16 protein-coding genes and 1 pseudogene are annotated in these 23,952 nt (G+C 72.7%); 8 read left to right on the forward strand and 9 right to left on the reverse strand.

The genetic code is table 11. The features are described 5' to 3' along the window. From dnaK to AB0L95_RS06380, 3 genes are all read right to left on the reverse strand, one after another. The coding region (gene dnaK / locus AB0L95_RS06370; RefSeq protein WP_365157815.1) for a molecular chaperone DnaK at positions 1-1,125 on the reverse strand (1,125 nt) is incomplete at its 3' end. A 165-nt stretch (positions 1,126-1,290) separates the two neighbouring features. Continuing rightward, on the reverse strand, positions 1,291-1,860 hold the full coding sequence (locus tag AB0L95_RS06375; RefSeq protein ID WP_365157817.1) for a low molecular weight phosphatase family protein: 570 nt from the start codon (positions 1,858-1,860) through the stop codon (positions 1,291-1,293). Positions 1,861-1,876: 16 nt separating this feature from the next. Next, entirely contained in the window at positions 1,877-3,340 is a 1,464-nt protein-coding gene (locus tag AB0L95_RS06380) for a polysaccharide biosynthesis tyrosine autokinase (RefSeq protein WP_365157820.1), read from the reverse strand. 391 nt (positions 3,341-3,731) lie between these two features. Between AB0L95_RS06380 and AB0L95_RS06385 the strand changes: the two genes are divergently transcribed. From AB0L95_RS06385 to AB0L95_RS06410, 6 genes are all read left to right on the forward strand, one after another. Further along, positions 3,732-4,304: a hypothetical protein gene (locus AB0L95_RS06385; RefSeq protein ID WP_365157823.1), complete on the forward strand. Its 573-nt coding sequence runs from the start codon at positions 3,732-3,734 to the stop codon at positions 4,302-4,304. Beyond that, positions 4,301-6,178, forward strand: coding sequence for a DUF4012 domain-containing protein (locus AB0L95_RS06390; RefSeq protein ID WP_365157826.1), 1,878 nt, complete (start codon positions 4,301-4,303; stop codon positions 6,176-6,178). Before AB0L95_RS06385 ends, AB0L95_RS06390 begins: the two co-directional genes overlap by 4 nt. After that, positions 6,171-7,058 carry a glutaminyl-peptide cyclotransferase gene (locus AB0L95_RS06395; RefSeq protein ID WP_365157829.1) on the forward strand — a complete coding sequence of 296 codons (888 nt, stop codon included), beginning with the start codon at positions 6,171-6,173 and terminating at the stop codon, positions 7,056-7,058. Before AB0L95_RS06390 ends, AB0L95_RS06395 begins: the two co-directional genes overlap by 8 nt. A 172-nt stretch (positions 7,059-7,230) precedes the next feature. Beyond that, the gene (locus AB0L95_RS06400) at positions 7,231-9,513 is read left to right on the forward strand and encodes a (Fe-S)-binding protein (protein ID WP_365157832.1); all 2,283 of its coding nucleotides are present in this window, start codon (positions 7,231-7,233) and stop codon (positions 9,511-9,513) included. A gap of 285 nt (positions 9,514-9,798) precedes the next feature. Then, the gene (locus tag AB0L95_RS06405; RefSeq protein WP_365157834.1) at positions 9,799-11,271 is read left to right on the forward strand and encodes a sugar transferase; all 1,473 of its coding nucleotides are present in this window, start codon (positions 9,799-9,801) and stop codon (positions 11,269-11,271) included. Between the two features lie 57 nt (positions 11,272-11,328). After that, the gene (locus AB0L95_RS06410) at positions 11,329-12,573 is read left to right on the forward strand and encodes a hypothetical protein (RefSeq protein ID WP_365157837.1); all 1,245 of its coding nucleotides are present in this window, start codon (positions 11,329-11,331) and stop codon (positions 12,571-12,573) included. On the opposite strand, the gene asnB is transcribed toward AB0L95_RS06410, so the two are convergent. Beyond that, positions 12,549-14,459 (reverse strand): asparagine synthase (glutamine-hydrolyzing), encoded by a 1,911-nt coding sequence (gene asnB, locus AB0L95_RS06415; protein ID WP_365157840.1) that lies wholly within the window; start codon positions 14,457-14,459, stop codon positions 12,549-12,551. The two genes, AB0L95_RS06410 and asnB, sit on opposite strands and share 25 nt — an antisense overlap. Further along, the gene (locus AB0L95_RS06420) at positions 14,459-16,732 is read right to left on the reverse strand and encodes a bi-domain-containing oxidoreductase (RefSeq protein ID WP_365157843.1); all 2,274 of its coding nucleotides are present in this window, start codon (positions 16,730-16,732) and stop codon (positions 14,459-14,461) included. The genes asnB and AB0L95_RS06420 overlap by 1 nt, the downstream gene beginning before the upstream one ends. Positions 16,733-17,018: 286 nt before the next feature. Here AB0L95_RS06420 and wecB point away from each other — a divergent pair, with 286 nt between their 5' ends. After that, complete coding sequence (gene wecB / locus AB0L95_RS06425) at positions 17,019-18,401, forward strand: UDP-N-acetylglucosamine 2-epimerase (non-hydrolyzing) (protein ID WP_365157846.1); 1,383 nt, start codon at positions 17,019-17,021, stop codon at positions 18,399-18,401. Here wecB and wecC read toward each other — a convergent pair. Beyond that, positions 18,303-19,730 (reverse strand): annotated as a pseudogene (wecC, locus tag AB0L95_RS06430) (UDP-N-acetyl-D-mannosamine dehydrogenase); the annotation flags it as partial. The gene wecB and the pseudogene wecC overlap by 99 nt on opposite strands. 7 nt (positions 19,731-19,737) lie before the next feature. On the opposite strand from wecC, the gene AB0L95_RS06435 reads away from it, so the two are divergent. Next, a complete protein-coding gene (locus AB0L95_RS06435) occupies positions 19,738-20,511 on the forward strand; it encodes a glycosyltransferase (protein WP_365157849.1) in 774 nt (257 codons plus the stop codon). A gap of 21 nt (positions 20,512-20,532) precedes the next feature. Here AB0L95_RS06435 and AB0L95_RS06440 read toward each other — a convergent pair whose 3' ends face one another. From AB0L95_RS06440 to AB0L95_RS06450, 3 genes are read right to left on the reverse strand one after another with little or no spacing between them, the layout of a single operon-like run. Beyond that, the gene (locus tag AB0L95_RS06440) at positions 20,533-21,480 is read right to left on the reverse strand and encodes a GDP-L-fucose synthase (protein ID WP_365157852.1); all 948 of its coding nucleotides are present in this window, start codon (positions 21,478-21,480) and stop codon (positions 20,533-20,535) included. An 8-nt stretch (positions 21,481-21,488) separates the two neighbouring features. Continuing rightward, positions 21,489-22,652, reverse strand: coding sequence for a DegT/DnrJ/EryC1/StrS family aminotransferase (locus AB0L95_RS06445; RefSeq protein WP_365157855.1), 1,164 nt, complete (start codon positions 22,650-22,652; stop codon positions 21,489-21,491). Beyond that, a complete protein-coding gene (locus AB0L95_RS06450; protein ID WP_365157858.1) occupies positions 22,649-23,941 on the reverse strand; it encodes a hypothetical protein in 1,293 nt (430 codons plus the stop codon). Before AB0L95_RS06450 ends, AB0L95_RS06445 begins: the two co-directional genes overlap by 4 nt. Positions 23,942-23,952 lie beyond the last annotated feature (11 nt).

Consider the following 23,952-nt stretch of genomic DNA (forward strand, 5'->3'; position numbering starts at 1 on the left):
CTTGGTCTCGATACCGAGGGACAGCGGGGTCACGTCCAGGAGCAGGACGTCCTTGACCTCACCCTTGAGGACACCGGCCTGGAGCGAGGCGCCGATGGCGACGACCTCGTCCGGGTTCACGCCCTTGTTGGCCTCCTTGCCGCCGGTCAGTTCCTTGACCAGTTCGGCGACGGCGGGCATACGGGTCGAGCCACCCACGAGGACGACGTGGTCGATCTCGTTGATGGAGATGCCGGCGTCCTTGATGACGTTGTGGAACGGCGTCTTGCAGCGCTCCAGCAGGTCGGCCGTCAGCTGCTGGAACTGGGCCCGGGTGAGCCTCTCGTCCAGGTGCAGCGGGCCCTCGGCGGACGCGGTGATGTACGGCAGGTTGATCGAGGTCTCGGTGGACGAGGACAGCTCGATCTTGGCCTTCTCGGCGGCCTCACGGAGGCGCTGGAGGGCCATCTTGTCCTTGCCGAGGTCCACGCCGTGGCCGCTCGCGAACTGCTTGACCAGGTAGTCGACGACGCGCTGGTCCCAGTCGTCACCACCGAGGTGGTTGTCGCCGTTGGTCGCCTTCACCTCGACGACGCCGTCGCCGATCTCCAGCAGGGACACGTCGAAGGTGCCGCCACCGAGGTCGAAGACGAGGATCGTCTGGTCGTCCTTGTCCAGGCCGTAGGCCAGCGCGGCCGCGGTCGGCTCGTTGACGATACGCAGGACGTTCAGGCCCGCGATCTCGCCGGCCTCCTTGGTGGCCTGACGCTCGGAGTCGTTGAAGTACGCCGGGACGGTGATGACCGCGTCGGTCACCTTCTCGCCCAGGTACGCCTCGGCATCCCGCTTCAGCTTCTGCAGGATGAACGCGGAGATCTGCTGCGGGTTGAAGTCCTTCCCGTCGAGCGCGATCTTCCAGTCGGTGCCCATGTGACGCTTCACGGACCGGATGGTCCGGTCGACGTTGGTGACCGCCTGACGCTTGGCCACCTCACCGACCAGCACCTCGCCGTTCTTGGCGAAGGCGACGACGGACGGCGTGGTCCTGGCGCCTTCGGCGTTGGTGATGACGGTGGGCTCGCCGCCCTCCAGAACGCTGACGACGGAGTTAGTCGTGCCCAGGTCGATGCCGACCGCACGTGCCATTTCGATTCCTCCAGTGACTTGAGTGGAACAGGCTCAAGGATGCACGAGGGATCGCAAAGCGTCAATAGACCTGAGTCGACCGGACTCAACTTTCATCCGGCACAGCACGGCAATGACGGGAAAGCACCAGGTCAGAGTGGGTGAGACGGGCGGGTCAGCCGGTGTTCAGACGTCCGCCCCGGCGCCCTCCAGCAGCCGGGCGAGGCTGGTCACCTGCCCGTCGATCTCCCGGGCACACCCCCCCAGCTCATGGTGCGGCCTGCCCCAAGGGTCCGCGATGTCGTCCTCGTGCGGAGCGACCGGGGCGACGCGGCCCCGGCGGGCGGCCACGGCCGCCACCGTTGCGCCGATCCGGCCGTCGATCCGGCCGTCGTCCGGCGGCAGCGCGGCCCCGGCCGCCAGCCGGACGAACTCCTTCAGGGTGAAGCAGCGCCGCAGCGCCACCGGGGCGAGCCGCACGGCCGCCTCCCGGTGCTCGCGGGCCAGCCCGAGGACCAGCGCCGCGTCCGCGACCAGCTCCACGCCGAGCGGCCGGGCCACGAAGCCCGAGCCGTCGCCGCCCAGCTCCTCCAGCAGGACCCGGGTGGCGCGCTCCATGCCGGCCCGAGGCCACGCCTGGGTGCCCGCGCTCTCGGGGAGCACGGCCGAACCGGGCCGCAGTCGCGCGGCCAGCAACCGCTCGGCCAGCACCGAGCGGTGCACATTGCCCGTACAGACGAACAGAACCCGGGTCATGCCCCGCCGTCCCGCATCACGATCCGCCCACGCCACGCGCCGCCGGGGGCGCGCCGGCCCCGCCCCGGGGGGTCGAGGCGCGGGGAGCGGGCAGCTCGCCGAACCTGCCGTAGGGGCCGTACCGGTCGCCTTTCGGGGCCGGGTCCATGTTGAAGACGGTGCCGAGGACGCGGACGCCCACCCGCTCCAGCGACTCGGCGGCGAAGCGGACCTGGTCCCGGCCGGTGCGCGCCGCGCGGACGACGAGCAGCGCGCCCTGGGCGAGCGAGGCGAGTCCGACGGTGTCGGCGACCGGCAGCAGCGGCGCTGTGTCCACGATCACGACCTCATAGCTGTCCGCCAGCTCGCGCAGCACCTCCTTCATCCGCGCCGACGCGAGCAGCTCGGTGGGGTTCGGCGGGACGGCACCGCTGGTGAGCACCGCGAGCCGGCCGCCGCCCTCCTGGAGCACGTCCTCGATCCGGGCCTGCCCGATGAGGACCGTGGTCAGACCGGCGTCCTGGACCAGACCGAAGGCCCCGGCCACACAGGGACGGCGCAGATCGGCGTCGACCAGGCAGGTGGACACGCCCGCCTCGGCGAGCGAGAGGGCGAGGTTCGCCGCGGTGTTGGTCTTGCCCTCGCCGGGCACCGAACTGGTCACCACGATGATCCGCGGACGGTCGTCGACCTGCGCGAACTGCAGATTGGCGCGCAACTTGCGGAAGGCCTCGGCACGTTGGGAGTGCACATCGGCGCTGACCAGCGGCTGCTTGGGCGCGCTCTTGTCGTAGGGGATGCTGCCGAGGCCCGGCAGCGCGGTGAACTCGCCCAGCGCCTCACTCGTCTTGAGCGTGGTGTCGAGGTTCTCGCGCACGGCGACGAGCGCGGCCCCGAGCAGCAGACCGGCCAGCGCCCCCGCGGCCAGATTGAGCACCGGGCGGGGCGAGACCGGAACGGCGGGGGCGACGGCCTCCTGGGTGACGCCCAGCGAGACGGGAGAGGCAAGCGTCCCGCCGTACGAGGAGGGCCTCCCGGAGCGCTCGGACCCGGCCGCGCGCCGGGGTGCCTCCAGCCGCTCGACGACATCGCCGAACCGCCCGGCGACCGCGTTGGCGATACGGGCCGCGCGCCGGGGCACGGTGTCCCGGACGGTGATGTCGATGAGCACGGTGTTGAGCGGGGCCTCGGCGGTGATCCGGGAGGCCAGTTCCTCGGGGGTGGTGCGCAGACGCAGCTTCCTCACCACGAACCCGGTCACCTGACGTGTCGTCACAATGGCTGCGTACGACTGGACTCGCGCCTGCGAGAAACTCTGACCCTGGTTCAGCTGGGCGGTGTCGTCACCGGTGCGGGTGGCGACGAAGAGCTGGGTCCGGGCCTCATAGACGGGGGTACTCAGCGCCGTCGCGGCGAACGCCGCCCCGATCGTGAGCACCAGACAGACCAGGACGGTCGGCCAGCGTCTGGCAAGAGCCTTCAGGAATCCGTGGAGATCCAAGCTGCACCCCTCATAGAACCAAGAGAACCGCCCGAATTGAGGCGTTCCGTTCCCTGTGCGCACAGCCGAAGATAGGGACTCGCGCGCACCAACCGGGGGAGGCGGCGCATGTCGGCCCGGCAAACGACCCCGGCGACGCACACCACCCCGTCACTCCATCGGCACGATCGCGTGGGCCATCGAGGAAGCGAGTACTCCCCCATCCGGTGACTTCTGGGCAGTACCGGGTCCGTCGCAGCCAAATGTCCCATTTATTCGATGTATCCAGGTTTTACTTACGGCCGACGCAGCAGCCGCCTGGCCCGGACCGAAGTCGAGGAGAGTGAACAAGATGACGTCATCGCCCAGATGGCGGTGCGCACTGGCATCCGCAGCAACGGCTGCTGTGCTCGTGACCGCACCGCTGATGGGGGCCCAGACCGCCCACGCGCAGTACCCGCCGCCGCCCCCCGCCCTGACCCTCAACCTGACCACGGTGCGGATCGGCGGGACGCTGACCTTCCACGCCACGGGCTTCGCTCCTGCCACGGGTTCCCTCCCTACGCGGTTCATCACCGCCCAGGTGGAGTCGCGTCCGGTCGTCGTCCTCGGACACTTCCCGATCCACGCCGACGGAACGGTGGACGGCACCGTGACCATCCCGAGGAGGGTCCACACCGGCTTCCACACCTTCCGCGTCGTCGAGCACAACCCCCGTATGAGCGCCGCGGTCCGTATCCGGGTGATGCCCAGGCTCGGCGCGCCCGGCGGACCCGGCGGACCCGGCGGACCCGGCGGACCCGGCGGACCCGGCGGTGGTCACGGTGGTCACGGCCGCCACGGCTCTTGGGAACACTCCGGGCACCGTGCGGGCCTCGCGGCCACCGGCAGCGAGAAGGCCCTGGCCGTCGGCGGCACCGCGGCGGGCCTGATCGCGGCGGGCGGCGGCACCATGCTGGCCGTACGCCGTCGCCGCAGTTCATGACGGAGCAGGGCACCCCTCCCGCGGCATCACGGCGTCCCGGCGGCCCCCGCCGGGACGCCGTCCGCGTGCCCGGCGACGGCCCGCCCGGCGCGGAGGCCCGGATCCGCCGGCGCGTGCTCAAGGCCGCCCTGCTGACCGTCGCCGCGCTCCCGGTGGCCGCCGCCGTCTGGATCGGGGTCACCGGAGTGTTCGCCCGCTCCGAGCTGGTGGCGGCCCAGCGGGACCTGGAGGCGCTACGGCAGCCGGCGATGTCCGCCCAGTCCTCCCACTTTGCCCGGCAGCGGCTGGCGGCGGTGCGTTCCGCGGCCGTGCACGCCGCCCGGGCGCACCGCCTGAGCAGCGGCCCGGCCTGGTACACGGCGGCCCTGCTGCCCGTCGCCGGGGAGCCGCTCAGCACCGTGCGCGGGGCCGCGTCCGCGGCGGACCGGCTGGCCGGCGAGGTCCTGACCCCGCTGGCGGGCGCCCTTCCGGCGGCCGCCCCGGACGGCCACGGCGGCGGGATGGCGAAGGCCCTCATGGGACTGCGGCAGTACGCGCCGCGGCTGGTGCGGGCCGCACAGGTCACGGCCGAGGTACGGGCCGATGTGCACCGGCTGCCCGGGACCACCTGGCTGTCCGCCGCCGACCGGGCCCGCGACCGGCTCGCCCGGCAGCTGGACCGCCTCGCGCCCGTGATGACCGATGTCTCCGTGGCGGCCCGTGTCCTGCCGCCCATGCTCGGCGCGCAGGGGGAGCGGCACTACTTCCTCGCCTTCCAGAACATCGCCGAGGCACGCGGCACCGGAGGTGTGCCGGGGGCCTTCGCCGTGCTGCGGGCCGACCGGGGCCGGCTGTCCTTCGAACGGTTCGGCAACAACACCGAGATGTCCACGGTCGATGCGGACCTCGACCTCGGGCCCGACTTCACGGCCCGCTACCAGGGCGACGCGCCCACCCGGGTGTGGGCCAACTCCAACATGAGCCCGCACTTCCCCTACGCCGCCCGCATCTGGGCGGCGGCATGGCGCAAGCACACCGGGGAACGGGTGGACGGCGTGCTCGCCGTCGACCCGGTCACCCTGAGCCGTTTCCTCCAGGTCACCGGGCCGGCCCGCACGGCCGACGGCACCGAGCTGACCGCCGCCAACGTCGTGGACCTCACCGAGCGGACCAGCTACGCGCGCTACGGCGACCTCACCCGGCGCAAGGCGTTCTTCGTGGAGGCGGCCCGTGCCGCCGCCGGGCGGCTGATGGCCGCGGCCGACGACGCCCGGACGCTGCCGGGACTGCTGCTCGCCGCGCACGGCGCCGAGCGGGACGGACGGCTGAAGGTGTGGAGCGCCCACGCCCAAGAGCAGCAGCTCCTCGCGTCCCGCCCTTACGCCGGCACGCTCCCGGACACCCCGGGCCCCTTCGCGGGCCTGGTGGTGAACAACGCGGCGGGCTCCAAGCTGGACTACTACCTCGACCGGAGCCTGGCGTGGCAGGCGGAGGGGGACGGCTGCGCGGCCGGCGACCGCCCGGTCACCGCCACCGTGACCCTGGCCAACCGGGCCCCGGCCGCCGGCCTGCCCTCCTATGTCACGCTGCGGGAGGATCACCCGCCCTACCGCACCAGACCGGGCGACAACCGCCTGCTGGTCTCGTACTACGCGGGTGTCGGCGCCACCCTCACCGGCGCCGAGCTGGACGGCCGCCCGGCGATGCTCTCGCCCGGCGTCGAACGCGGCCACTCGGTGTTCACCCTGGACCTGGAGCTGCCCGCCCGCTCCCGGCGCACCCTGGTCCTGCATCTGCTGGAACCCCACGCCGACCGCACCCCCACGCTGCTGCGCCAGCCCCTGGTCACCCCCGTGCGGACGGTCCTGAAGCCGGGCGGTGCCTGCCATGCGTGACCGTACGAGACCGGCCCTGCCCAGAGCGGCCCTGCTGGCCGGGGCGCTGCTGTTGGTGTCGTGCGCCGCGGGGGGCCCGGCCCCCGGCCCCTCTCCGGCGCCCGCGGCGGACCGCAGTCCCGGCCGCTCTCCGGCCCCCGCCGCGGGCGCGCCCGCCGCGCACCGGGCCGTCGAGCGGCTGCGGGTCAAGGTGCTGGAGACCCTTGCGCACAACCCCGCCGCGTTCACCGAGGGCCTCGAACTGGCCGGCCGCACGCTCTACGAGGGCACCGGCATCTCCGGCGGCTCCTGGGTGCAGGCCGGGCCCCCGGGCCGGAAGCCCACGGTGCGCGCGACCCTGCCCGAGCCGCTGTTCGGCGAGGGGCTCACCGTGCTCGGCCGGACCCTGTGGCAGCTCACCTGGCGGGACCGGATCGCCGTCGAGCGCGACGCCACCACCCTGAAGGAGCTGCGCCGCGTCCGGTACCCGGACGAGGGCTGGGGGATCTGCTTCCAGAAGGACCGGCACCGGCTGGTGACAAGCGACGGCTCGGCCCGGCTGACGTTCCGCGACCCGCGTACGCTCGCGGCCACGGGCCGGGTCACGGTCACCGAGAACGGCGCTCCGCTGACCCGGCTGAACGAGCTGGAGTGCGTCGGCGCCGCCGTGTACGCCAATGTGTTCTCCACCGACCGGATCGTGCGGATCGACCCGGCCACCGGCGCGGTGACCGCGGACATCGACGCCTCGGGCCTGGTGCGGGCGGACGGACTCGCCCCCGGGGCCGTACTCAACGGCATCGCGGCCGTCCCCGGGACGGACCAGTTCCTCATCACGGGGAAGTACTGGTCCAGAATGTTCCGTGTGACGTTCGCCCCGGTCGGCGGCGCGGGCCGCTGAGCCCGGCGGCAGGGCCACAGCGACGCAGATCACCGCTTGCGCCACTACAGTGCGGCGGCATAAGTGGGTAGTCTCAGACGGACTGCATAAGTTACCGCTTAGTAATCGCACCTTCGGAGTACACAGGACGTACATCGAAGGCAACCCCCTCGCAGGCCCGAGGAGCCCCCAAATGCAACTCGCCGCGATCATCGTGTCGCTGGTTCTGATCGTGGTCGGCGTGGCCCTGTTCGCCCGCGCCCTCCTGCAGATCTACAACTTCATGCGGCTCGGCCAGAACGTGCCCGCGGGCACCCGCACCGACGAGCCCGCCCAGCGCACCATCACCGTGGTCAGGGAGTTCCTCGGCCACACCCGGATGAACCGCTGGGGCATCGTCGGTGTCGCGCACTGGTTCGTGGCGGTGGGCTTTTACACCCTGGTGCTGACGATCGTCAACGCCATCGGCCAGCTGTTCAAGGCCGACTGGCTCCTGCCGATCCTCGGCGACTGGGCTCCGTACAACGTCTTCGTCGAGTTCATCGGCACGACGACGACGCTGGGCATCCTGGTCCTGATCGTGATCCGCCAGCTGAGCAAGCCGAACAAGCCGGGCCGCAAGTCCCGCTTCGCGGGCTCCAACTTCGGCCAGGCGTACTTCGTCGAGGCCGTCATCCTCATCATCGGCGTCTGCATCTTCATGCTGCACGCGCTGGAGGGCGCCCAGCACCATGTGAACGGCTACGAGGCGTCGTTCTTCATCTCCTACCCGGTGGTGGCGTGGCTGAGGGGCATGGACGCCTCCACGCTCCAGAACCTCACCTACTTCTTCGCGTGCCTGAAGATCTCCACCTCCTTCATCTGGATGATCACGGTCTCCCTGAAGACCGACATGGGTGTGGCCTGGCACCGCTTCCTGGGCTTCCCGAACATCTGGTTCAAGCGGAACGCGAAGGGTGAGACCGCGCTCGGCGCGCTGCTGCCGATGACGAGCGACGGCAAGCCGATCAACTTCGAGGACCCCGGCGAGGACGACGTCTTCGGCGTCTCCCAGGTCGAGCAGTTCTCCTGGAAGGGCCTGCTGGACTTCTCCACCTGCACCGAGTGCGGCCGCTGCCAGTCGCAGTGCCCGGCCTGGAACACCGGCAAGCCGCTCTCCCCGAAGCTGCTGATCATGTCCCTGCGCGACCACGCGCACGCCAAGGCCCCCTACCTCCTGGCCGGCGGCGGCAAGACCATGGAGGGCGAGGAGAAGGCCTCCGCCGAGCAGCTCAAGGACGTGCCGGCCGCCGCTCTCGCCGAGGCCGAGCGGCCGCTGATCGGCACGGTCGAGGAGAACGGCGTCATCGACCCGGACGTCCTGTGGTCCTGCACCACCTGCGGCGCCTGCGTCGAGCAGTGCCCGGTCGACATCGAGCACGTCGACCACATCGTCGACATGCGCCGCTACCAGGTGATGATCGAGTCCGCGTTCCCGTCCGAGGCGGGCACGATGCTCAAGAACCTGGAGAAGAAGGGCAACCCCTGGGGTCTGGCCAAGAAGCAGCGCCTGGAGTGGACCAAGGAGGTCGACTTCGAGGTCCCGGTCGTCGGCAAGGACATCGAGGACCTCACCGAGGTCGAGTACCTGTACTGGGTCGGCTGCGCGGGCGCCCTGGAGGACCGCGCCAAGAAGACCACGAAGGCCTTCGCCGAGCTGCTGCACATCGCGGGCGTCAAGTTCGCGATCATGGGCGGCGACGAGAAGTGCACCGGTGACTCCGCCCGCCGCCTGGGCAACGAGCCCCTGTTCCAGGAGCTCGGCATGGAGAACGTCATGGCCCTGAACACGGCGTTCGGCGAGGAGCTGGACGACGAGGGCAAGGTCACGGCGGAGTCGAAGAAGCCGAGGTCGGCGAAGAAGATCGTCGCGACCTGCCCGCACTGCCTCAACACCATCGGCAACGAGTACCCGCAGCTCGGCGGCGACTACGAGGTCATCCACCACACCCAGCTGCTCCAGCACCTGGTCGACGAGGGCAAGCTGGTCCCGGTCACCCCGGTCGAGGGCATCATCACCTACCACGACCCGTGCTACCTGGGCCGCCACAACAAGATCTACACGCCCCCGCGCGAGATCATCGGCAAGGTCCCGGGCCTGCGCAACGAGGAGATGCACCGCCACAAGGAGCGCGGCTTCTGCTGCGGCGCCGGCGGTGCCCGGATGTGGATGGAGGAGCGGATCGGCAAGCGCATCAACAACGAGCGTGTCGACGAGGCCCTCTCCCTCAACCCCGACATCGTCTCCACGGCCTGCCCGTTCTGCCTCGTCATGCTGACCGACTCGGTCAACGGCAAGAAGAACGAGGGCAAGGCCAAGGAGTCCGTCCAGGTCGTCGACGTGGCCCAGCTGCTGCTCGACTCCGTCAGGACGCCGGTCGACCCGGCCGGCGAGGCGGAGACGGCGAACGCGCCGGAGCCGGAGCCCGTGAAGTAGCCCGTCCGCCCACCGCCACGAGGAGCCGGAGTCGCCAGCCGAGCGACCCCGGCCCCTCGTGCGTGTGCCGGCAGCCGCGGCGCACCGGCCCCCGTCCCGTGCACACCGGCCCCCGTCCCGTGCACACCGGGTCCGCAGCTCTGCTCATCGGGTCCGCAGCTCTGCTCATCGGGTGAGACTTCCCCGTCTCCCGCGTCGTGCCCCGCTCCCCCGCTGACCGCCGTACAGACTCGATTCGTCCTTTCCGATCCTCCTGGAGGGCGCATGTGGCTGTTCGGGGAGACAATGCCCCACGCACCGACGACGAGACCCGCGCGGACGCAGGTCATCCGAGCGCAGCCACCCGCCGGGCGCCGCACCGGCAAGCCCGCCTGGTACGCGCCCGCGGCCGTCCTCGGCGACGCGGCGGCCGCCGGGGCGCCGGTGTGGGCGGCCTTCGCCCCGGCCGACGGCAGGAACGCGGCGGCGTACGCGACCGTGGCGGCCCTGGCCTGGCTGCTCGTACGGGCCGCACGCGACCGCTACGCCGAACGCCGGCTCGGTGAGCGCGACAACGTCGGCCCCGCGTTCCAGGACTGGCCGGTGCTGATCGGACTGCTCGCGGTGGTACGGGCGGTGACGGGCGAGGAGTCCCCCTTTCTTCTCGCCCTGGCCGCCCTCGTCCCGTGCGCCCCGGCGAGCGTCGCCGTGCACACACTGATCCACCGTCATCTGCTCGCCCGGCGCCGCACCGGCCGGGCCGTCCGCCGGGCCCTGGTGATCGGGGAGGCGGAGGCCGTCGACGGTCTGGTGAGCCATCTCGCCAGACGCACCGACCACGAGTTCGTCGTCGTCGGGGTGTGTCCCATCGGCGACGAGGACCCTCACGACCTGGCCCCGGTCGCCGCCCGGCTGCGACGACAGGCGCCGGCACGCATGTCGGCCGACTCCGCGCCGGTACTGGAGGCGGCCCGGCGGCTCGGCGTGGACGTCGTGGCCGTCGTACCGGGACCGCAGCTGAGCGGAGCCCGGCTGCGGCGGCTGTCCTGGGCCCTGCACGGCGCCCAGTGCCCGCTCGTGGTCGTACCGGGCCTGACCGAGGTGGCCGGACGCCGGGTCGGTGTCTCCTCCGTGGCCGGGCTCACTCTGCTGAACGTGGCCCCGCCGGTGCGCCGGGGGCTGCGCGCGCTGCTGAAGTCGGTGACGGACCGCCTGGGCGCGGCACTGCTGATCGCGCTGCTCTCCCCGGTGTTCGCGGCGGTGGCCCTCGCCGTGCGCCTGGACTCGCCGGGCCCCGTCGTGCACCGGCAGACACGCGTCGGCCGCGGCCGGGTGCCCTTCACCATGGCCAAGTTCCGCACCATGGTCGCCGACGCCGAGCGGCTCCGACACCAGCTGGCCGGGACCAACGAGAACGACGGCCGCATGTTCAAGATGCGCCGCGACCCCCGGGTCACCCGTGTCGGCCGGGTGCTGCGCCGCTACTCCCTGGACGAGCTGCCCCAGCTGTTCAACGTCCTGCGCGGGGACATGTCCCTGGTCGGCCCCCGGCCGCCGCTGCCCGACGAGGTCGCGGGCTACGACGAGGTGGAACTGCGCCGGCTGGCCGTCAAACCCGGGCTCACCGGTCTGTGGCAGGTCAGCGGGCGCTCCGATCTGTCCTGGGACGAGACCGTCGCCCTGGACCTCGGATACGTGGACAACTGGTCCCTGTCCCTGGACGCCGGGGTGCTCGTGCGGACGGTGCGCGCCGTACTGGCGGGCACCGGCGCCTACTGAGCCGCCACAGCGGCCCCCGACCCCCACCACACACCGGCGAACCTCCCGGGAGGGCTCATGCCGTCGACCACCGCCTCCGCCGACTCCCCGAGGCGGGGCCTGCCCGCCGCACGTGCCGCTCTCCGGACGCCCTACGACAGCACGGAGGTCCACGCCCTCGCGGAGCGGCTCCTCGCCTGGGCCGATGACCGGGACTGGGCGGGCCCCGACCCGTACGACGGGCTGACCGGGCCGCTGGGACGGGCGGCCGTGCACCGCGTGCTCCGGCAGGGCCTGCTGCAGACCGTCAAGCGCAGCCCGCTCGATCTGCGCCCCCTCCTCGGCATCCGCCCGCTGCGCACCGCGACGGCCACCGGCACCGCCGCGAGCGCCTGCGCCCGGCTCGCCGCCTCCCCCGTCTGGAGCGAGCGCGCCCTGCGGCTGGGCCGGCGGACGGCGGCCGAGCAGCTGTCCGGGCGCTACGCCGGGCTGTGGCGCTACGAGTTCGACGTGCAGACCCGCTGGGCCCACTACCCCGCCTCGGTCCCGAACCTGGTGGCCACCACCTTCTGCGCGGACGGCTGCCTGGACACCAAAACACTCGACGACCCGGCCGTACTCGCCCTCGCCCACGCGCTGCTGGAACATCTGCACAACGGCGAGTTCTTCACCTACACCCCCGCCGGCGGCGTCCTCGTCCACAACGCCAACCTGATGGGCGCCGCGCTCGCCGCCCGGCTGTCCCGCGCCGGCAGTCTGCCGGGCGGTCTGGCTGACCGCCTGGCCGTCGCCGCCTGCGACGCGGTCGAGGTGAGCCTCGCCGGTCAGCGCGCCGACGGCTCATGGCCGTATGGCGACCGCCCGAACCTGCACTGGGTGGACGGCTTCCACACCGGATATGTGCTGCTGCGCCTGCACCAGGCGGGCAGCCGGCTCGGCATGGACGTCAGGGCCCCGCTCGAACGAGGGGCGCGCCACTATCTGCGGGACCTGTTCGACGGGCCCCTGCCCCGCTACTTCGCGGACGGCCGGCCCCGCCGCGACCCGAACAACGACGCGACGGCGGTACGGATGGCGGCCTGGGCGGCCGAAAGCGGCTTCGCCACCCCCGAGTTCGCGTGCGCCGTACTGGCGGCCGTCGTGGACCGCTACCCCGCCCTCGGCCGTCAGGCCGGGCACCCCCGGGGGAACCGGGCCCTGTGGGAGTCGCCCCGCTGGAGCGCCGCACCCCTGCTGGACGCGCTGACCGCCCTGTACCGCGTCCTGTGCGACGGACCGCAACCCGCCGCCCCCGGGAGTCAGCCGACGGCGGCCGCCTCGTAGCCCGACAGGACGTCCGCGGTCCGTCCCGCGCCCGCCACCGCGTTCCGCTCCCACCACACGGCCGCGCACAGCAGACCGAACACCGCCAGCCCCCGGTCGCGCCGGCCCTGGACATGCTCGGCGACGAACCGGTCCGCGGTCCGCCGGTCGAGGACGTCGTCGAACAACGGCGAGCGCCGCACCTCCCGCCACAGCCGGCTCCCGTGCTCCCGCAGCAGCGACCGCACCGGGGCCCCGAACCCCGTCTTGGGGCGCCGGGCGACGAACTGCGGCACGCCGGACGCCACCGCGGCCGCGCGGAAACGCGCCTTGCCGTCGCCCAGCCGGAGCTGGTCCTCGGCGACGGCACCGAGCGCGGCGGCCACCACCGGCTCGCCCAGGAAGGGCACCCGCAGCTCCACGCTCGCCCGCATCGACGCCCGGTCCGCGTACAGCAGGTTCAGCCCCGGCAGGAACAGCCGCCGGTCGCACTCCGCCAGCGCGGCGAGCGGTGTGCCGCCCGTGTCCAGGACGCCGCCCGCCACCTCGCGGTGCCGTTCGGTGACCGCGTCGAGGCCGACGTACGGGGACAGCGCCGCCCACTCCCGCCCGGAGTAGTACGCCTGCGTCGCCCAGGACCAGTCGCGGGCGCCGAGCTGGAGCAGCCGCCCGAACTTGTCCGCGCGGCCCCGGTAGCGGCGGGGCGCGGGGACCGCGCTGGTGGCTCCGAGGGCGGGGCGCGCCCACGCGGGGAAGCGCTGCAACAGCCAGACGGCCTGGTAGCGCTCGTAGCCGAGGAACAGCTCCTCCACCCCGAGCCCCGACAGCAGCACGGTGGCCTCGCCGCGGGCGGCGTGCGAGAGCTGCAACAGGGCGACGGCGGCGGGATCCCCGAAGGGCACCTCGGTGGTGGCGACCAGTTCCGGGACCCGGCGCAGCACATCGACGTCGAGGTCCACCCAGGTCAGCGGCAGCCCCAGCCGGCGGGCCACCCGGGCCGCGTAGGGGGCGTCGTCCTCGAAGGGCTCCGCGCCGGCCGCCGAGGCGCGGGGGCGTGCGGCGAAGGAGGGCCCCGCGAAGCCGTGCCGGGCCATCTCCACACCGAGCCAGGTACTGTCCAGACCCCCGCTCAGCAGCAGACCCACCGTCACATCCGCGCGCAGCTGCCGGGCCACCGAGGTGCGCACCGCCGTGCCGATGTCCGCGACGGGCGCCGTGGCACCCGCCCGCCAGCGCACCGACACCTCGTCATATCCGGGGGCGCGTACGGCGAGCACCGTGCCGGCCGGTACGGCACGCACCCGCTGCCAGCCGGTCCGCGGCGGCGGTGTCCACAGGAACATGGCGCCCTGGGCCACCGCGACCGGATCGGCGTCACCGGCCAGACCGGCGGCCCGCAGCGGTTCGATCTCACTGGCGAGCGCGACCAGCCGGCCCCCCGCGTCCGCAGCCGCGTACAGGGGTTTGACGCCCAGCCGGTCGCGCCCGTAGCGGACCTCGCCGTCGGGCAGGACGAGGGCGAAGGCGAACATCCCGTCCACCTGGTCGAGCAGCTGTGAGGCGTCCGGTTGCAGCAGAAGCTCGTAGAGGACCTCGGTGTCGCCCTCGGTGGTGAACGCCACCCCCCGCCCGCGCAGCAGCTCACGCAACGGCGGCACGTTGTAGATCTCGCCGTTGTAGACGAGCGTCCCCCGCTCGGGGGCGCCGAAGGGCTGGTCGCTGCGCGGGTCGAGGTCCACCACGGCCAGCCGGCGGAAGTGCAGCTCCGCCCGCCAGCCGCCGCCGTCGAGGTGCAGATGGCCGTCGGCGTCGGGCCCGCGGTGCGCGAGCGCCGCGCACGGGTCCGGGTCCGACGGCCGCCGACGGCGTGCGGCGGCCTGGTTCAGCAGCAGGACGAAACCGCACATCAGGTCACCGCCGTGGCCGCGGCAGGGCCGCCGGGTTTCGGTACCCCGGCCGCGGCACCGGGCCCGGGCGCCGGGCAGCCCAGCGCCCGGGCCAGCGCGGGTGTGGCGGGGGTCGTCTCCACGACGCGGTCCTCGGTGAGCGAGCGGACCGCGCGACAGGCCACCAGGGAACTCCACAGCGCCGAGGGGAAGTCGGCGGCAGCCGCCGCCTCGCCCAGGGGCTCGCCCCGTACCAGCCGGACGAGGCCCCGCATCTCGGCCGCGTGCCCCTTGGGGCCGCCCCGGTAGGCCGTCGTGACCGCCCTGCCCCCCTTCCACACGGTCAGCGAGCGGAAGTCGTCGATCCTGGCCGCCGCCCCGTCGCAGGCGACCTCCAGGAGTTCCTTCGGAGCGCCCGGCGGGGTCAGTCCCCCGTAGACGACGGCGGCGGTCGAGCCGTCGTCGTACGTCAGCTGGAGGGTGACGCTCTGCGCGGTGGCCGCGTCCCGGCCGTCCACGCCGACGGCCCGCACCTCGACCGGCCGGCCCGCCACGAGGAAGCCGGCCGTGTCGATGAAGTGGCAGACCTCGCCGAGCAGCCGGCCGCCCTGCCGGGGGTCGAAGTACCAGTGGTCGGCGGGGAGCCGGCCCGCGAACACCCGGTAGACCACCTGCAGGGGCGCCCCGGTGGGCAGCGCGGCCCGCAGGTCCCGCACCGCGGGCGCGAACCGCCGGTTGAACCCGGCCATCGCCGGGGCGCCCGAGGCCAGCCAGGCGTCGGCCACGTCCTCCAGTTCCGTCTCGGTCAGGCCGAGGGGCTTCTCGCAGTACAGGGCGGCGCCGCCGCGCAGCACCCGGGCCGCGTACCGGCCGTGGCTGTCGTGGCGGCTGAGCACCATCACACAGTCCGCGTCACCGGAGGCGAGACCGCCCTCGACGCTGTCGGCGACGGTCCGGAAACCCCATCGCCGCCCCTGGTGCGCGGCGGACAGCCCCCGTCCGCCGGCGACCCAGGAGAAGGCGACGCCGGGTTGCCGCTTCAGCTCGGGAAACAGTGTCCTGGTGGCGAAGTTGCCCGCGCCGATCGCCGCCAGGCGCAGCGCGCCCCGGGGGGCGGTCCAGGTGCCGACGGCGGCCGGGGCGGCGGGCGGCTCCGGCAGCTCGGCGGTCCCGGCGTAGCGCAGCAGCAGGGCGACACCGCGTCCGCCGGGCGACGACGGCTTCAGCGCCTCGTACGCGTCGGCCGCGTCCTCGACGGGGAAGACCCGCGGGTTCAGCAGCGAGAGGTCCAGCGCTCCGGCCGCCGTCAGCCGCAGCACCTCGGCGAGATTGCGGCGCTCCGTCCAGGGGACATAGCCCTCCGGGTAGGGGTGGCCGCCCTCCTCGAAGCGGGGGTCGTAGCGGCCGGGGCCGTAGGAGCGGGCATAACGGATCGACAGTTCCTTGTGGTAGTACGACGACCGCGGCGGTACGACGCCCACATCGCCGACCACGACCACGGTGGCCCGGTCCCGCGCGAGCTGACCGGCGAACTCCACGGGGTCGGAGCTGGCGGTGGCGGCGGTGATGAGCACCGCGTCCGCGCCGGCGCCCGCCCAGTGCCGCAGGACGGCGCCCGGCAGACCGTCCGCGCTCCGCGGGAAGGCCACGAGCCCCGCCGACTCGGCGAGCGCCACCATGGCGGGGTCGGGGTCGACGCCGACCGCGTCGTAGCCGTAGGCGCGCAGCAGTTGAAGGGTGATCTGGCCCACCAGTCCGAGGCCGATGACGGCGATCCGGGACCCCGGCAGCGCCTCCGCCTGGTGGATGCCCTGGAGGGCGATCGCGCCGACGGTGGCGAACGCGGCCCACCGGGTGTCCACCCCGTCCGGCACCGGGACCACGAGGTTGCGGGGCACCGCGACGATCTCCGCGTGCGACGCGTAGCGGGCCCCGGCCGCGGCGACCCGCATCCCGGGGCGGAGGTCCTCGACGCCCTCGCCCGCCCGCAGAACCGTGCCCGCGCAGGAGTAGCCGAGCTGCACCGGGCGGTCCAGACGCTCCTTGACGGTCCGGTAGGTCTCGGCCAGGCCGGTGCGCCGCACGCTGTCGATCACCTGCGCCACCTGGTCCGGGCGCTGCCGCGCCTTGCCGATCAGGCTCTGTGCGCCGGTCGAGACCGTGGCCCGCTCCGTACCCGCGCTGATGAGCGACCACTCGTTGCGGATCACCACCACCCCTGGGCTCGCTTCGGGGGCGGGAATGTCTCCCACCGTGACGGCACCGGTGCGCGGGGACAGGAGGACTGTTTTCATTTCCTGCCTTTACGGGAGGGAAAACGCCCGCCTCGGGAGCGGTACGTGGGCCACCGCGCACTGTAGGGACGGCCGTGTGACGGAGCGTGTTCCTTGTCCCGGCGAGCGGACCAGACGGCCGAACATCTCCATTCGGCCGGGTGAACACGCCCTCGGCGTGGCCCGGACCGTCGCCGAACAGCGGTTCGCTGGTGCCCGAAGAGCGCTTCTCCCGCTCCCGGACGGCACGGCCGCCCGTGCGGTGCCGCCCCGGCAGCGGTCCGGCGCCGTGCGGAAGGAGACTCGGGTGAAACGACTGATGGTCGTCTACGGAACGAGACCAGAGGCCATCAAGATGGCCCCCGTCATCGAGGCCCTCGACCGGTCGCCGCTCTTCGAACCGACGGTGACGGTGACCGCCCAGCACCGCGGTCTGCTCGACCAGGTGCACGCGCTGTTCGGCATCCGCGCCGACCACGACCTCGACATCCTCAGCCGGCACCAGTCCCTCGCCGACATCACCGTGCGGGTCCTGGCCGGACTGTGCCCCGTGCTGGAGCGGGAGCGGCCGGACGCGGTGCTGGTCCAGGGGGACACCACGACCGCGTTCGCCGGGGCGCTCGCCGCCTTCTACCACCGCGTTCCCGTGGCGCACCTGGAGGCGGGACTGCGCACCGACGACCGGTACGCGCCCTTCCCCGAGGAGATCAACCGCCGGCTCGCGACACAGCTGGCGTCCCTCCATCTGGCGCCCACCGCCCATGCGCGGGACAACCTGCTGCGCGACGGCGTCCCCCCGTCGTCGGTCGTGGTCACCGGGAACACCGTCGTCGACGCCCTGCGCTGGGCGGTCGGGCGTACGGCGCACTACGGCGACCCGGCCCTCGCCGACCTCGACGACCTCCCCCGCCGGGTGCTGCTGGTGACGGCCCATCGCCGGGAGTCCTGGGACGGCGGCATGGAGTCCATCGGCGGTGCCCTGGCCGATCTGGCCCGCAGCGAGCCCGGGCTGCTCATCGTGCTGCCGCTGCACCCCAATCCGGTGGTGCGGGCCGCGATCCTGCCGCAGCTGGCGGGCCTCGACGGCGTACGCCTCACCGAGCCGCTGCCCTACGGCGCCTTCGCCCGGCTGATGAACCGCGCGCATCTCATCCTGACCGACAGCGGCGGCATCCAGGAGGAGGGGCCGGGGCTGGGCAAGCCGGTGCTGGTCATGCGGGACACCACGGAACGTCCCGAGGCCCTGCGGGCGGGCACCTCCCGGCTGGTGGGCACCGATCGCGAGCGCATCGTGAAGGAGGTGCGCCGGCTCCTGCACGACCGGGCGGCCTACGCCGCGATGGCGAAGGCCGTCAACCCGTACGGCGACGGACGCGCCGCGGACCGTACCGTACGGGCCGTCGGGCACTGGCTGGGGCTGTGCCCCCCTCCCGAGGAGTTCCGTCCCGCGCCGGACTCCGCGGAATTCCCGCCCGCGCCGGACTCCGCCGCGTGCGGAGCCGCGGAGCGCGGCGCGGGCGGGCGGGCGTCAGCGCCAGAAGCCGCGGGTGTCGAACACCGCCTTGCCGCGCAGCGCGGTGCGTCTGACGCCGCGGAAGGCGTCGTGGTCCACGAGCAGCACCACGACGTCCGCGTCCCGCACGGCCGTGGTGACGTCGACGAGCCCGACGGTGCCTGTGCGTGCCAGTGACTCGGGCAGTTCCCTGATGTGCGGTTCGGCGACGAGCAGCCGTCCGACCTGGCGTTCGGCCAACTGCGTGACGATGTGCAGGGCGGGGCTCTCCCTCAGGTCGTCGATGTTCGCCTTGAAGGCCAGGCCGAGGCAGGCGATCACGGGGTCCTTGAACCGGCCGGCCGTCCGGACGACCTCGCCCAGCACATAGTCGGGCCGGCCGTCGTTGACCTCGCGGGCCAGCCGGATCAGCCGGGACTGGCCGGGCGCGGTGCCGACGATGAACCAGGGGTCCACGGCGATGCAGTGCCCGCCCACACCCGGCCCCGGACGCAGGATGTCGACCCGGGGGTGGCGGTTGGCCAGGGCGATGACGTCACCGGCGTCGATGCCGAGGTGGTCGCAGACCATGGACAGCTCGTTGGCGAAGGCGATGTTGACGTCCCGGAAGGCGTTCTCGCTGAGCTTGGCCATCTCCGCCGTCGTCGCGTCGGTGAGCAGGCACTCCCCCTTGGTGAACACCTCGTAGAGCGCCCGGGCCCGCTCGGCACAGCCCTCCCCCACCCCGCCGACGACCCGGTCGTTGGTGACGATCTCGATCATCGTGCGCCCCGGCAGCACCCGTTCGGGACAGTGGGCGACCTGTACATCGGGCACCGCGCCCGACTCGTGCGGGAACGACAGATCGGGCCGGTGCTTGCCGAGCCACCGGGACAGCTCCACCGTTGTGCCGGGCGGCGAGGTGGACTCGAGGATCACGAGGTCACCCGGCTTGAGCACGGGCGCCACCGAGGCCGCGGCCGCCCTCACGTACGACAGGTCCGCCGTACGGTCGTCCTGGAGCGGGGTGGGTACGGCGATGATGAAGGCGTCCGCGGGCTCGGGCACCCCCGTCGCCCGCAGCCGCCCCATCGCCACGGCGCCGCTGACGGCCACGGCCAGGTCCGGTTCGACGAAGGGGGCACGGCCGGCGTTGATGAGGCCGACGGTCGCCGGGTTCACATCGACGCCGACGACGTCGATCCCGTTCGTGGCGAGCGCGGCGGCGGTGGGGAGTCCGATATAGCCGAGACCGATCACGCACACAGTGGAGAACACCAGAAGGAATCCTTTCCGGAAATGAGCCGCAGGTGAATTGGCTGAGGGTCTTCCACGGAAAACGAAAAGGCTCGGACAGCATGGCCCCGCCCCTTGTACCTTCCGGCGCAAACGCGCCGCGCATGTTCCGAACGAATCGTTTTCGGCGGGCACAGGCCGTGTCGGGCGCGGGGGCCGTCCGATCGGGTGTAGCTCTACGTATGCACCGGCCGCGGCAGGCCGAGCAGAAAAGCCGAGCAGAAAAGGCACACAGGCGATGAATTCCCGAACCGTTCCGCGAGTCCGGCTGGTGGTGCCGACCAACGGGGAGCGCCCCGAGTACCTGGAACAGTGCCTCGCCTCCGTCGGACGGCAGCGCGAGGCCGTGGAGGTCGTCCTCGTCGGACCCGCCCGGGCCGAGAACGGTCTGCGCGCCGCGGCCGAGCGCCACGGGTGCCGCTTCCTCGTGGAGGAGGAGCGGGGGCTCAGCAACGCGGTCAACCAGGGCTGGCGGGACGCCGGCACGGAGTATCTGGCCTGGCTCGGCGACGACGACCTGCTCACCGGGGACAGCCTGACCGCGGCCCGCGACGCGCTCGACCGGGCTCCGCGGGCCGCCATGGCCTACGGGCGGCTCCGGGTCATCGACGCCGACGACCGCACCCTGTACACGCTGCGTCCGGGCGCCTTCGCCTCCTGGCTCTCCCGGTACGGCCAGAACTTCGTCGGCCAACCCGGCTCCCTCTACCGCCGCAGCGCCGTGCTGCGCGCGGGGATGCTCGATCCGGAGCTGCGCTACGCCATGGACTTCGACCTGCATCTGCGGCTGCGGCAGGGCGGGGGCATGGTGTACCTGCCGCGGGTCCTCGGCTGCTTCCGGGTCCACTCCACCTCCCTCACGGTGACCAACCCCTGCCCCGACGACGAGGGGCGCCGTGTCATGCGCCGCTATCTGGGCCCCACCGCGCTGCGCCTGGAGTCGTGCTGGTGGCCCCTCGCGCAGGGGGTCAGCAAGGTGTGGGGCGCGACGACGAGATGCGGTCTGATCTGACCGGGGAAGGACCCTGACCGCCTACGCCGGCACCCCGGTGCGCGCGACATGGGCGAGATACCAGTCGTACGTGCGCCGCAGGCCCTCCTCGAAGCCGATCCGGTGGTGCCAGCCGGCCGCGTGCAACGCGGACACGTCCAGCGCCTTCCTCGGCATGCCGTCCGGCTCGGACGCGTCGAAGACCAGCGCGCCCTCGTATCCGACGAGGCGCCGGATCCGCTCCGCCAGTTCCCGCACGGAGATGTCCTGGCCCGTGCCCACGTTCAGGAACCGCTTCGCGCGGTGGTGGGCCAGCAGCCAGAGCACCGCGTCGGCCAGATCCTCGACGTGCAGGAACTCCCTGCGGCTGTCCCCGCTCCCCCAGATCACGACCTCCGGCGCTCCGGCCTCGCGGGCCTCGTGCATCCGCCGCAGCAGGGCCGGGATCACATGGGAGGTCTCCGGGTCGAAGTTGTCGCCCTCGCCGTAGATGTTGGTCGGCATGCAGGAGACGAAGTTCCTGCCGGACTCCTCGTGGAGGTACTCGCACAGCTTCATCCCGGCGATCTTGGCGTAGGCGTACGCCTCGTTGGTCGGCTCGGGACGGCCCGTCATGAAGTACTCCTCCCGCATCGGCTGCGGGCAACCCCGGGGGTAGATGCACGAGCTGCCGAGGAAGAGGAACGTCTGCACCCCCGTGTCCCGGGCGGACCAGATCAGGTTGTTCTGGATCTGGAGGTTCTCGTACAGGAACTCCGCGGGACGGGTCATGTTGGCCTTGATGCCGCCGACCCGGGCCGCGCAGTCCACGACGTACGCGGGCCGGTGCGCGGCCATGAAGTCCCGTACGGCCGCCTGGTCGGCGAGGTCGAGTTCGGCACGGGTCCGCAGCACCAGGTCGTCGTACCCCGCCTCGCGCAGCCGCCGGACGACGGCTGCGCCCACCATGCCGGTGTGACCGGCCACGTAGATCCGTGCTCGCGGGTCCATCACGTCCCTCATCCGCCCAGCAGCTCGCACAGCGTGGCCAGCTCGTCCTCGGTGAGGTCGGGGTTGTTGCCGAAGTAGAAGCCGTTGGTGTGGACGAGACCGGCCACCGGGCGCTCGGCGGTGCCGGGGACATGACGGCGGTAGAACGGCTGCCGGGTGATGTCGCCGGCGATGACCGGACGGATCTCCACCCCGGCCGCCTCGAACTCGGCACGGTACTTCCCGGCCAGTTCCGGCGTGCGGCACACCACCGGCATCGCGAAGTTGGACACGAGGTCCATGTGGGACAGCTCGTACTGGTGGACGTCCCCGTTGCCCGCCATGGCCTGGCAAAAGCGCGCGAAGTGGGCCGCGCGGGCGTCCACGATCTCGTCCCAGTACGGGATCTGCCGGTTGCCGATGAACCCGTTGATCTCGGTGGGCCGGAAGTTCGACGCCACATCGTGGAACGTGTACCTGGCGTAGAAGTCGTCCACGTCGGCGTCGGCCCGCAGACTCGCTTGCCGCTCCGGCGGCAGATTGCGGTCCCAGCCGTGCGCCCGGGCGATCACCAGCCGCTCGTGCAGGTCCTCGTCGTCGGTGCAGACCATCCCGCCCTCGACGGTGGACAGATGGTGGCCGACGAAGAAGGAGAACGTCGAGGCGAGCGAGAAGTTGCCGAGCAACGTGCCCGCCGTACGCGACCCGAGCGCCTCGCAGTTGTCCTCCAGCAGCAGCACACCGTGGTCGTCGCACATCACCCGCAGCGCGGGCAGATCGTCGCAGAACCCGAGGACATTGGTCAGGAACAGCGCCCGCAGACCGGCGAGATGCGGCTCCAGGGTGCCCGGCGAGACGTTGAGCGTCTCCAGCTCACAGTCGACCGGCACCGGCTGAAGACCGAGCTGGATGAGCGGCATGACATTGGTCGGCCAGGTCAGGGCCGAGAAGCCGACCCGGTCGCCCCGGCGGAGCCGGCCCTCGTTCAGCAGGGCCTGGATCAGCAGCAGGTCGGCCACGCTGCCGTTGCCGACGAAGACGGCGTGACGGCGTCCCTGCCGGGCGGCGAAGGCCTGCTCGAACGTCCGGCACTGCTCGTTCATGCTCAGCACGTCCTCGCGGAGCACGAACTCGGCGAGGGCGCGCCGGGTCTCGGCCTCGCGGTGGAAGGTGGACTTGATCAGCTTGATCACGGTGAGAACCTCTGCGGCGACACGCGGTGGTGCCCTCGCGCCGACGGCGGCGCCGTCCAGGGGCGGAAGGCTCGGAACAGGGTGGGGACGAGCACGAAGAGGGCGTAGGAGGTGACGGAGCCGATGACGGGGCCCTCCGCTCCCAGTCTCGCCAGGGGGATGGACACGGCGAGGTTCACCGCGGCCATCAGGCTGCAGGCGACCGCCTGGAAGCGGAGCCCCGCCTCGTCCGTCGCCCACATGGTGGCCGGGTAGGCGGCCGCCTGCACGAACAGCAGCGCGGCGAACGCGGTCATGAGGCCGGTCCCCACCTGGATGCGCTCGTGCATCATCCAGGTGCCCGCGAACGGCCCGAGCACGATGATCCCGGCGCCCACGACCAGGCTGCCCGCCGCGAAGCAGACCGTGAAGGCGGCGAGTTGCCGCCGGGGCGCGCCCGGCGAGCGTCTGCGGCGGGCGAACAGGGCCCACAGCGGCAGCCCGGCCGCGCCCAGCAGACTGCTCGCCGGCGCGAAGAACTGGGCGCCGGCCGAGTAGCCGGCCACTGCGGCCGCGTCGGCCGTGTGGCTGAGGACGAGCCGGTCGGTGGCGTAAGCGACGGCGGTGGCCGCGGTGATGACGGTCATGGGAAGGGCCAGATGCGCGATGCGCGCCCGCTCCCGCACCGCCGACGCGCGGACGCTGCCCACGGTCATACCGAGCAGCGGCATACCGAGGTACCGGCCGGCGAGCACCCCGCCCGCGGCGCTCACCAGACACTGCGAGAGAAAGGCCGCCGCGACGAACGCGCCCGTGGGAGCGCCCAGTCGGTCGGCGAGCAGCACGAGCGCGAGCAGCAGCACGCTGCCGGCGCCCTGGAGCAGGAACGCGACGTCGTTGCGGTTCACAGCCAGCAGCACGGATCTGCTCAGCCCGAGCGGCATGCTGCACCCGAACAGCACCGCGGCGACGGCGACCGTCAGGTCCGACCCGGGCCGGGCCGCCTGCCCCAGCAGCGTGTCCCACATCCCGAACAGGGCCAGCATCACGCCCAGGACGGCGATGACGGCTCCCGCGCACATCAGATTGCGCGCCGAGGTGAGGACCGCGCCGCGCACCAGCCGCCGTTCGCGCGAGGTGTCGCGGGCGACGGCCTCCGTGATGGCGGCTCCCGCGCCCAGATCTGTCAGGGGCAGCACCGCGGGCAGTGTGGTGACCAGCGCGAACTGCGCGTAGCCGGGCACCCCGACCGCGCCGACCACGGTGTGCGCGAGGGCCAGACTGGCCACCGCGGTGACAGGGAGCGTCACGGCTCGCGCGC

The sequence above is a fragment of the Streptomyces sp. NPDC052036 genome, from assembly GCF_040680495.1.
GTDB lineage: Bacteria > Actinomycetota > Actinomycetes > Streptomycetales > Streptomycetaceae > Streptomyces.

Excerpts from the sequence above, each read along its gene's own strand:
- AB0L95_RS06375 (WP_365157817.1), bottom strand. The coding sequence starts at position 1,860 with ATGACCCGGGTTCTGTTCGTCTGTACGGGCAATGTGCACCGCTCGGTG.
- AB0L95_RS06390 (WP_365157826.1), top strand. The coding sequence starts at position 4,301 with ATGACGGAGCAGGGCACCCCTCCCGCGGCATCACGGCGTCCCGGCGGC.
- AB0L95_RS06395 (WP_365157829.1), top strand. The coding sequence starts at position 6,171 with ATGCGTGACCGTACGAGACCGGCCCTGCCCAGAGCGGCCCTGCTGGCC.
- AB0L95_RS06400 (WP_365157832.1), top strand. The coding sequence starts at position 7,231 with ATGCAACTCGCCGCGATCATCGTGTCGCTGGTTCTGATCGTGGTCGGC.
- AB0L95_RS06405 (WP_365157834.1), top strand. The coding sequence starts at position 9,799 with ATGCCCCACGCACCGACGACGAGACCCGCGCGGACGCAGGTCATCCGA.
- AB0L95_RS06410 (WP_365157837.1), top strand. The coding sequence starts at position 11,329 with ATGCCGTCGACCACCGCCTCCGCCGACTCCCCGAGGCGGGGCCTGCCC.
- asnB (WP_365157840.1), bottom strand. The coding sequence starts at position 14,459 with ATGTGCGGTTTCGTCCTGCTGCTGAACCAGGCCGCCGCACGCCGTCGG.
- AB0L95_RS06420 (WP_365157843.1), bottom strand. The coding sequence starts at position 16,732 with ATGAAAACAGTCCTCCTGTCCCCGCGCACCGGTGCCGTCACGGTGGGA.
- AB0L95_RS06435 (WP_365157849.1), top strand. The coding sequence starts at position 19,738 with ATGAATTCCCGAACCGTTCCGCGAGTCCGGCTGGTGGTGCCGACCAAC.
- AB0L95_RS06440 (WP_365157852.1), bottom strand. The coding sequence starts at position 21,480 with ATGGACCCGCGAGCACGGATCTACGTGGCCGGTCACACCGGCATGGTG.